This window comes from Butyricicoccus porcorum (assembly GCF_002157465.1).
Lineage (GTDB): Bacteria > Bacillota > Clostridia > Oscillospirales > Butyricicoccaceae > Butyricicoccus_A > Butyricicoccus_A porcorum.
This window is the reverse complement of record NZ_NHOC01000020.1, coordinates 39249-47412: the sequence shown is the minus strand read 5'-3', so window position 1 is coordinate 47412 and position 8164 is coordinate 39249. Positions and strand designations below refer to the sequence as shown.

Annotated in this window: 10 protein-coding genes, 1 tRNA gene and 1 pseudogene; 4 read left to right on the top strand and 8 right to left on the bottom strand. The window is 56.7% G+C overall.

Features of this window, described 5'->3' with window-relative positions:
- Positions 1–169 precede the first annotated feature (169 nt).
- From CBW42_RS13690 to CBW42_RS13655, 8 genes and pseudogenes are all read right to left on the bottom strand, one after another.
- Positions 170–241, bottom strand: a tRNA-Glu gene (locus tag CBW42_RS13690).
- A 43-nt stretch (positions 242–284) separates the two neighbouring features.
- Positions 285–509: pseudogene (locus CBW42_RS13685) on the bottom strand (tRNA-dihydrouridine synthase); the annotation flags it as partial.
- A 149-nt stretch (positions 510–658) separates the two neighbouring features.
- Positions 659–1240: a hypothetical protein gene (locus CBW42_RS13680; RefSeq protein WP_087022677.1), complete on the bottom strand. Its 582-nt coding sequence runs from the start codon at positions 1238–1240 to the stop codon at positions 659–661.
- A 12-nt stretch (positions 1241–1252) separates the two neighbouring features.
- On the bottom strand, positions 1253–1750 hold the full coding sequence (locus CBW42_RS13675; protein ID WP_087022342.1) for a hypothetical protein: 498 nt from the start codon (positions 1748–1750) through the stop codon (positions 1253–1255).
- Between the two features lie 15 nt (positions 1751–1765).
- Positions 1766–3337, bottom strand: coding sequence for a portal protein (locus CBW42_RS13670; protein WP_087022339.1), 1572 nt, complete (start codon positions 3335–3337; stop codon positions 1766–1768).
- On the bottom strand, positions 3324–3527 hold the full coding sequence (locus tag CBW42_RS13665) for a hypothetical protein (protein ID WP_087022336.1): 204 nt from the start codon (positions 3525–3527) through the stop codon (positions 3324–3326). Before CBW42_RS13665 ends, CBW42_RS13670 begins: the two co-directional genes overlap by 14 nt.
- Before the next feature lie 18 nt (positions 3528–3545).
- Positions 3546–4850 (bottom strand): terminase large subunit domain-containing protein, encoded by a 1305-nt coding sequence (locus CBW42_RS13660; RefSeq protein WP_087022674.1) that lies wholly within the window; start codon positions 4848–4850, stop codon positions 3546–3548.
- A complete protein-coding gene (locus CBW42_RS13655; RefSeq protein ID WP_087022326.1) occupies positions 4850–5104 on the bottom strand; it encodes a hypothetical protein in 255 nt (84 codons plus the stop codon). Before CBW42_RS13655 ends, CBW42_RS13660 begins: the two co-directional genes overlap by 1 nt.
- Before the next feature lie 220 nt (positions 5105–5324).
- On the opposite strand from CBW42_RS13655, the gene CBW42_RS13650 reads away from it, so the two are divergent.
- The 4 genes from CBW42_RS13650 (at position 5325) to CBW42_RS13635 (ending at position 8145) form a co-directional block, all read left to right on the top strand.
- A complete protein-coding gene (locus CBW42_RS13650) occupies positions 5325–5690 on the top strand; it encodes a GntR family transcriptional regulator (RefSeq protein WP_087022671.1) in 366 nt (121 codons plus the stop codon).
- Positions 5691–5693: 3 nt separating this feature from the next.
- Entirely contained in the window at positions 5694–6398 is a 705-nt protein-coding gene (locus tag CBW42_RS13645) for an ABC transporter ATP-binding protein (protein ID WP_087022669.1), read from the top strand.
- Entirely contained in the window at positions 6392–7201 is an 810-nt protein-coding gene (locus tag CBW42_RS13640) for a hypothetical protein (RefSeq protein WP_087022323.1), read from the top strand. Before CBW42_RS13645 ends, CBW42_RS13640 begins: the two co-directional genes overlap by 7 nt.
- A gap of 128 nt (positions 7202–7329) precedes the next feature.
- The gene (locus CBW42_RS13635) at positions 7330–8145 is read left to right on the top strand and encodes a hypothetical protein (RefSeq protein WP_087022666.1); all 816 of its coding nucleotides are present in this window, start codon (positions 7330–7332) and stop codon (positions 8143–8145) included.
- Positions 8146–8164 lie beyond the last annotated feature (19 nt).

The following is an 8164-nucleotide window of genomic DNA, read 5'->3' as shown; positions in this document are numbered from 1 at the left end:
CTCCTGCGAGATGTGTATAAGAGACAGCGCTCAAGCTGCGCACACAGGGCAGGCAGTTCGTGACGCTGGATGTCAGCACCATCGATCTGTTCACCGGCGCAGCGGATTCGGTCAAGTGCGGCGCGGCACCGAGCTTTGTGCGCGCGGTGGATGCTGTCTCTTATACACATCBCCCGTRCGARAATCGAACTCGTGTTVCCGCCGTGAAAGGGCGGTGTCTTAACCGCTTGACCAACGGGCCAAAATGGTAGCGGAGATGTGTATAAGAGACAGATCTGGCGGCGCACGGTCTGCATGCGCTCTGCCAGCGGCGGCAGCGGCGGAATCTCGCACCCCTCATCCAGCGCCGCGCACTGGGCAAACAGCCACGGGTTGCCGAGTGCGCCGCGTCCGATCATAACTGCGTCCGCACCCGTCGCCTGTAAAATATCCTGTGCATCCTGCGCGCTGGCCACATCGCCATTTGCAATAACCGGGATAGACACCGCGCGTTTCACTGCCGCAATCGCCTCCCAGTCTGCCTAGATGTGTATAAGAGACAGCCCTGTCTTCATCCTTTTTCACCTTTCCCTTCTTTTGTCCTCACTGCATCTGGAACAGAGAGTGATAAAAATCCAGTGTTGTGCAGTGGACGTCCAGATGGTACAGCAGATACCTCTCACAGATCAGCCCGAGCTGCTCTGCCGTCTGTGCATTCACCAGATGTGTATAAGAGACAGATCTTGTACACCTCGCTGGTGACATAGACATAGCGGTCGCCATCCGGAACCAGATTGTCGTCCAGCGTCTGTGCACCGGTAGAAATCAGTTCGACAATCGTGTCCTTGGTCGGCGCCTCGCTGACGGTATCAATGGTGCCCGCCATCATGGCAAAGCGGCTCAACGCATATTTGTCTGCTGCCGGAGTCGACTGTTCATTGATCTGTAAACGCAGCATATCGGCGGCCTTCTTGGTCATGTTCTGGTCGAGGTTATTGCCCTTATCGATGGTCAGCGTGAATGCCTTGTCCTGCGTCATCTTGAGCTCCTGCACGATATCCTGCATTTCGGTCACAGTGCCGTAGCGGTTGAGGCCGTCGCGAGTATAATCCACCTCCGGCACGGTCACCGGGGTATAGACCTTGAGCGTCTTGACGCCGGTCAGGTCAAACGAGCTGGATGTCTTTCCCTTGATGAATGAGCCTGCGGTAAAAACCTCCGCAATCTGGCTGGAATATTTGGTCGCTAAATTTACTGCCATGGTGTTTCCTCCTTAGCCTTTTCCCATCAGCGCGAGGATGATGGGGTCTGTGATGGTAGCTTCGCCGTCCGAGCGCGCAGAACCGACGTCCATGCGGCGATTGTCCGCATTTTTCCGCAGGTCTTCCAGCTCCTCGCGCAGCTTCCGGATTTCATACACGCGGTACGCGCCCAGCAGGTCGCCGGACTGGTTTGCGCTGTCCCACACCTCCGGCGGAATTTCATTCGGGCGGATGTCGGGATATTCATCCAGAAATGCCTGATAGGCATTGCCGCCCGGCTGTTCCCCGGCGACCTGTTCGCGGCGCGCCGCACGGTTGGCTTTGGAAAGCCCCTGTTCGGCGGCGGCAATCAACTGTTCCAGCGTCAGCTCAACGGTCTGCCCGTCAACGGTCACCGTATACAGCTGCTCATCGCTGTCAGTCAGCGGCAGATCTGCGGCGGTCTGCTCCGGTGTGCCGGCCTGCTCTGGTACACCGGCCGGCACCATATTTTTTCTTTTGTTCTGCATACAATCAGCCTCCTTTTATTGCGGTGCGGTCTGCGCCGCACCTGACTGTGTAGTCTGGTTTGATACAGCCTGCATCTGTCCGTTTTCCCGCTGTTCGCGCAGAGCGCGAAGCAGGCGGGATTTGCCGCGGATCTGGCTGTCCGGGATATTCTCGACATACAGCACCGGGTCGGTGATAATGCCGCGCTCCAGCAGGTTGTCATTTGTCGTCGTCTGCATGGTTTCCGACCAGTAGGCACTCGAACCGACTTCCACGTTGAGCTCGAGCGCTGTCGTTTCGAGTGTGTCAAAATCAAAGCGCAGCGTTGTCTCCTCGCCTCCGTCATCGACAAGATATACATTCCGGCAGCCGTAATGCACACGCATCAGGTCGACAAAAATGCGCACGGTATCCTCGACAAAGCGATAAAACTCCATGCGCACCAGCTCCAACGGCGCAATGGTCGCCTGCTGCACGGTGACGATAGCGGAGGTGTTGTCCGGCTTGACATTGCCGAGGGTCGCATCTGACGCACCCATCAGCTCCATTGTGTCCTTCATCATCTGTGACAGCAGTGCCATGACCTGCGTGGAAATATCCGGCGCGCGGAAGGCACTGAGGATCGCTTCATTCGGGTTGCCCCGCATGCCGATTGCCCTGCCGACATCCGAGGAATACCCATTTGGAAAGCGCGTCATGTCGTAAATGATTTTCGGGAAGGCGACATGCTTGATACACTGGACATACATCGAATACAGCTTGTTGATGGCAATCTGGTTGGGGATGGCCTCAGTGACAGGGGACGCGCCGTGATAGCAATGCTTGACACGCTCCCAGCTCATATAGGCGACCGGATACCGGCGGTATGGTGTGATGATTTCCGGCATGATAACAGCATGCTGGGTGCATTTGAAAAAGGCAATGCCGTCCTCTGTGCGCTGCATGCGCAGCAGCACAGTCACCATATTGTCGGTGTCCTCGGTTTGTGGATCATACTGCGGTTCGAGCACGCTGTCCGGCTGGATGCCTTTCGCATCGCTGCGGCTCATGCCGCGCTGCATCGCCTCACGGCGCACATCTTCCACCGAACGCCGCATGGACAGGATGAGATAAGGCTGCCGCTGCACATCGTCCACAGCGGGATTGCCAAAGAAGACATCGGTATTTTCAATGACATCGACTTCAATATCGCCCTGAACGCCCTGTCCGCTGTCCTTATCCGGATCGAACCGGATGTAAAAGCAGCCGTCGCCGTCAACGCAGGCATTGCGCAGCATGTAGCGGTTTTTGCTCTTGACGCCTGCGCGTTCGATGACGGATGACACCGCGCGGTCGATGACCTTCTGCATCGTATCCGCATCCGGCGCGTTCTGGTACGGCTGTGCAGTCACCGCAATGTCGTCCGAAACCAGCATGGAAATGAACAGGTTGACGACACGGCGCAGCACGTTAAAAATCAGCGGGTCGAGCGTCGTGACGTTCAGCCCCTCCCACTGCCGTCCGACAAAAAAATTTTCATTGGTCTTGACGCGGTCATACAGGTCAATGCGGTTGTTGTAATCCACGCCGCGCTGATATTCCTGCCAGACCGACTCAGGTGTCCTCATCGGCATCCTCCTCCTTTTTCGGGCCGGTATAGGCGAGCAGCGCAGCGATATCGCGGCTCAGCGCATCGTCCGCCTCACTCCAGTCCTCCTGCGGCTGTTTGCGCCGCGGCAGCTGCGGCAGGCCGCGCGCCGCCCACACGCCGCAGGCAAAGCAAAGCAGGCTGCACAGGCAGCAAATGATATATTCCATAACTTCCTCCTTGCAGATTCACCCTTCGTAGGCGAGAAATGCGCCAACATCGCCGTCATAGCGGTCAGGCCGCCATGCATCCCCGTCCGGCTGCACGGTCGCGGCGAAATAGCGCAGCGCATCCGGCGCATGCGTGTATTCGTGCGGCGTATTCGCCGTGTCGTTCGGGTTGGCGGGATCGGTGGTCAGCAGCGGCAGCGTGCGGATGAGGTTTTTGCACACCGGGCTGATTTTCAGCTTTGCGGTGCAGATCCCCTGCTCATCGTCGAACGGGCGCAGGTATTCCTTGACGGCATACCAGCCCGCCACGCGTTCCCCCATTGCCCGGTCAAAATACAGCCCGGCATCTGCGAAAATATCGATGGCGGAGCGACCGGTTTCCTGCCTGCGGTTAAACAGATCGGGCGGTGCAAGCCGCTGGTCGATGTGTTCGCCCACCTCGGCAGTGCGGATGGCCTCCGCTGCCTCGGAGATAATCAACCCGGAGCGGTATACCTCCCGGTAGACCCATGCCGTGCCGTCCGGTGCGAGCGCAATCCAGAGCGCCGCCAGCATATCCAGTCCGTAGTCGATCGCAAGATACCGTTTCCACCAGCTGGGAAGCGGATCCGGCGGCACACAGACATGCAGTTCCGTGGAAAACTCGCCAAAATACTGCCCCTCGAACAAATCCCATCGCCCGTAGAGCAGTGCCTTGCGGCTGCGCTCGTCGAGCAGCTCCAGGCGGTGCACATAATCCGGGTCGTTTTTCATCAGGAAGGCATTGTCCTGCACGCGGGCAGGCAGGAACAGCCTGCCGTCCTTCTCCTCGCCCGGAACCAGGCAGTCGATATAGCGCGCCTTGACCCAGCCGTGTCCGACGCCGCCCGGATTGGTCGACGATTTGACCTGTTTGGGATACCCGTTGACGCCGCGCACGCGCGAGAGCAGATAAGTAAACTGGAATTTTGTGAAATGCGTCAGCTCGTCGAACCGGATGACGTCATATTCGGCGCTCTGGTACTTGGTGACGTCGTTTTCACTGTCGCACGAGCCAAACTCAATGACTGACCCGTTGACAAATTTCCACCTGTGACTGGTCTCGCCATACGTGGCAATGCTTGTCGGATACAGCGACAGCGAAACCTGAATGAGCGAACGCTTGAGCTCCGGGAATGTGCGCCGCAGCACCAGCTGTTTGGAGCCGGGATATTGGAGAGCAAAAATCAGCGCGTCAATCAGCTGCGCATAGCTCTTGCCGCCGCCCGCTGCGCCGCCGAACAGCGTTTCAAACGCAGTTGAGCGGATGAATTCCAGCTGACGCCGGGTGACGGAAAGCTCCATTATTCCACCACCTTGAGTACCAGCTCAAATTTCTCCTGTGTGTCCTGCCGGGAATCGGGCAGCTGGCCCTTGCCCACCGTGCGTTCCAGAATTTCCTTGGCAACGCCGACACGCGCCGTCCCGGTGAGTGAATCGTCCTCCAGCATGTCGCACAGGCACTGTGCCGCCTCCGGCGAATGATCGCACAGGATGTCGCGTACCTGATCCCCATGCGTTTTTTTCTTCCGGCTGCGGCTGCTTTTTGTTTGCGCCAACGGCATTCCTCCTCTCAAATGGATTATTTTAACAGCTCACGGTCTCCATAATACGTCGCTTTTTCCCATTGTCTACGGCAATTTGTTTCGTTTTTGTGCATAACCTGTGCGCACAGAAAAAAAATTCGGATTTTTTTCAAAAACCTCTTGCAATTTTTGTGCACCCGTTGTATGATTGTATCAATCAATTAGTACAATGACACTGAAAGGGAGGATGTACATGCAATGGAATCTTTCCGATGACCGCCCGATCTATTTGCAGCTGATGGAGACCATTACTCTGGCCATCGCATCCGGCGCGCTCCCCGCGGGCAGCCGCCTGCCGTCGGTGCGCGATCTCGCAGCGGAAGCGGGCGTCAATCCAAACACCATGCAGCGCGCGCTTGCCGAGCTGGAACACACCGGCCTGCTGTATTCGCAGCGCACCGCCGGACGGTTTGTCACCGACCACACGGAACAGATCACGAAAAAGAGAAAGGAACTGGCTATGGAACAGATACACATCTTTCTGTCTTCAATGAAAGACATGGGTTATACCGCGGAAGAGACCGTGGAACTGATTCGCCAGGCAATCAAGGAGGGGTAACAGATGGCAAACGAGCCTATTTTACAGTGCACCGGGCTGTGCAAACGCTACGGCAATAAAACAGCACTGGACAACGTCACACTCGCGCTGGAGCGCGGCCGCATCGTGGGCCTGCTGGGGCCGAATGGCAGCGGCAAATCCACACTCATCAAGCTGGCAAACGGCCTGCTGACACCGACTGCCGGAGAAATCCGCATCGCCGGAAACCTGCCGGGCGCGGAAACGCACGCAAAGGTATCGTATCTGCCGGAACGCACCTATCTGAGTGACTGGATGACGGCAGATGATCTGCTGAAATTTTTTGCGACGTTCTATGAGGACTTCAACCTCGACAAGGCAGCGCAGATGCTGACGCATCTCGGCATCCAGCCGAAGGATTCCCTCAAGACGATGTCCAAGGGTACCAAGGAAAAAATCCAGCTTGTCGTCGTCATGAGCCGCGAAGCCGACCTGTACCTGCTCGACGAGCCGATTGGCGGCGTCGACCCGGCTGCCCGCGACTATATCCTGAACACAATTCTCACCAATTACAATGAAAACAGCACGGTGGTCATTTCGACTCACCTGATTTCCGACATTGAGAAGGTGCTGGACGATGTGATTTTCCTCAATAGAGGTCAGATCACGCTGCACAAATCGGTCGATGACATCCGTTCGGAATACGGAAAATCCGTCGACGCACTGTTCCGGGAGGTGTTCGCATGCTGAGCAAGCTGATTGGCTATGAATTCAAATCCACCCGTCGGATTTTCCTTCCGGCATTCGGCGTCCTCCTGCTGCTCTCGCTGGCAAATTCGATTTTTATTGCCCTGCCGGTCTCCGCCCCGTTCGGCGTACTGATGACCGTCTATGTCCTTGCGATGTTCGCGGTCTGTGTGCTGGCATTCGCGTACATGATTAACCGATTTTACAAAAACCTGCTGGGCGACGAAGGCTATCTGATGTTCACACTGCCCGCGCGTCCGTCGCAGCTGATCTGGGCGAAATGCATCACCTCTACCATCTGGATGGTAGTCACGGTCATCCTGTGCTGCATCTCGCTGTTCCTCCTCGCCACACCTGCGCTCCTTTCTGCCAGCTTTGAGCCTGAGATCGCCTTTTCGGACTTCTGGCATCTGATACAGTACGGGTTCTCCGAGCTGCTGCACGAGTTCGGCGCAAATCTGTTCCTTGTCCCGATCGAATTTACTGTCATCAGCATCGCCGGCGTCATCAATTTCTGCATGCATATCTATGCCTGCCTGTCGCTCGGTTCTCTGGCCAACAAGCACCGCCTCGGCTTCGCGTTTCTCGCATATCTGGGCTTTGGCGTGGCAAAGGAAATCCTGCAGTTTATCTCCTCGTGGATTTTCGATCTGACCGGTCTGAATCTGGATTTCAACCTGACACTGAACACAGCGGCGCAGATGCACATTGTCCTGCTGGGCTGTCTGCTGTTCATCGCGGTATGCATCGCCGTCAACTTTGTCATCACAAACTACATTCTGAGCAAGCACCTGAACCTGCAATAAACCCGCAAACGCAGAGCGCACCGCTGGAAAGCGGTGCGCTTTTGTGTTGAACTTTGTCGGATTGCTGTACATCTCCCCGCCGCATATGGTAAGATAAAGACAGCAAAGCAACAAGGGAGGGAATGGATATGAAATGCCCGTACTGCGGCGTACACTATCTGGACAGCGAACACGAATGCCCGGTCTGCGGCAATCGTCCCGGCATCGGCGCGCCGAAAAAGAAATCCAAATTCACCGCACAGGACAGCTCCGACCAGCCGGCACGGGAGAAAAATTCCTCCGCGAAGAAAATACTCCATCAGCCGGCGTCATCGGATGCGGCCTGGCAGCGGGCTGCCGCGCAGAATAGCGGTGCTTCTCCAAAGCAGCCCGGCGAAGCCCGAACATCCGGCTGTGCGCCCGGCTGCCTGATTGTCGCAATCATTCTGATCCTGCTGACCATCGTTCCTGCGGTGATGTCGTATGTGACCTTCTCCGATTTCTCCGGCGCAGTCACCTTTGTGGACGACGATTCCGAGCTCTACGAACCGTGTGCGCTGGATGAGGTACTGTCCGCCGGCACCTGGACAAACGATGACGGCAGCCTGCGCATTACCGTCTATGATGATGGCTCGATTGCATGGACAGACGGCATCCGCACCGCGCAAGATCCAGCGCCGTCTTTCGAGCGGATGCTCCTCACAGAGGATACCGCATCGGAATCCTGTTCCCGCGAAGAACTGGAGCAATACCCGGTCGAAGATTACACGCACTACACACTCTATTTTTCCGATTCCTCCAGCAATCTGCCGGACTATGACCTGTACATCTATGTGCCAAACGACACCGCCCCGGAGGACGTCACCTCCTTCGGCTGCTTCGACTGGGAGAGCGATGAATTTTTCACGCTGACACGGATTGACCAGAGTGAAGCGCCCGCCATGCCGGTTTCCCAATCCACCTGAATGCACAAAAAAAGCGCCC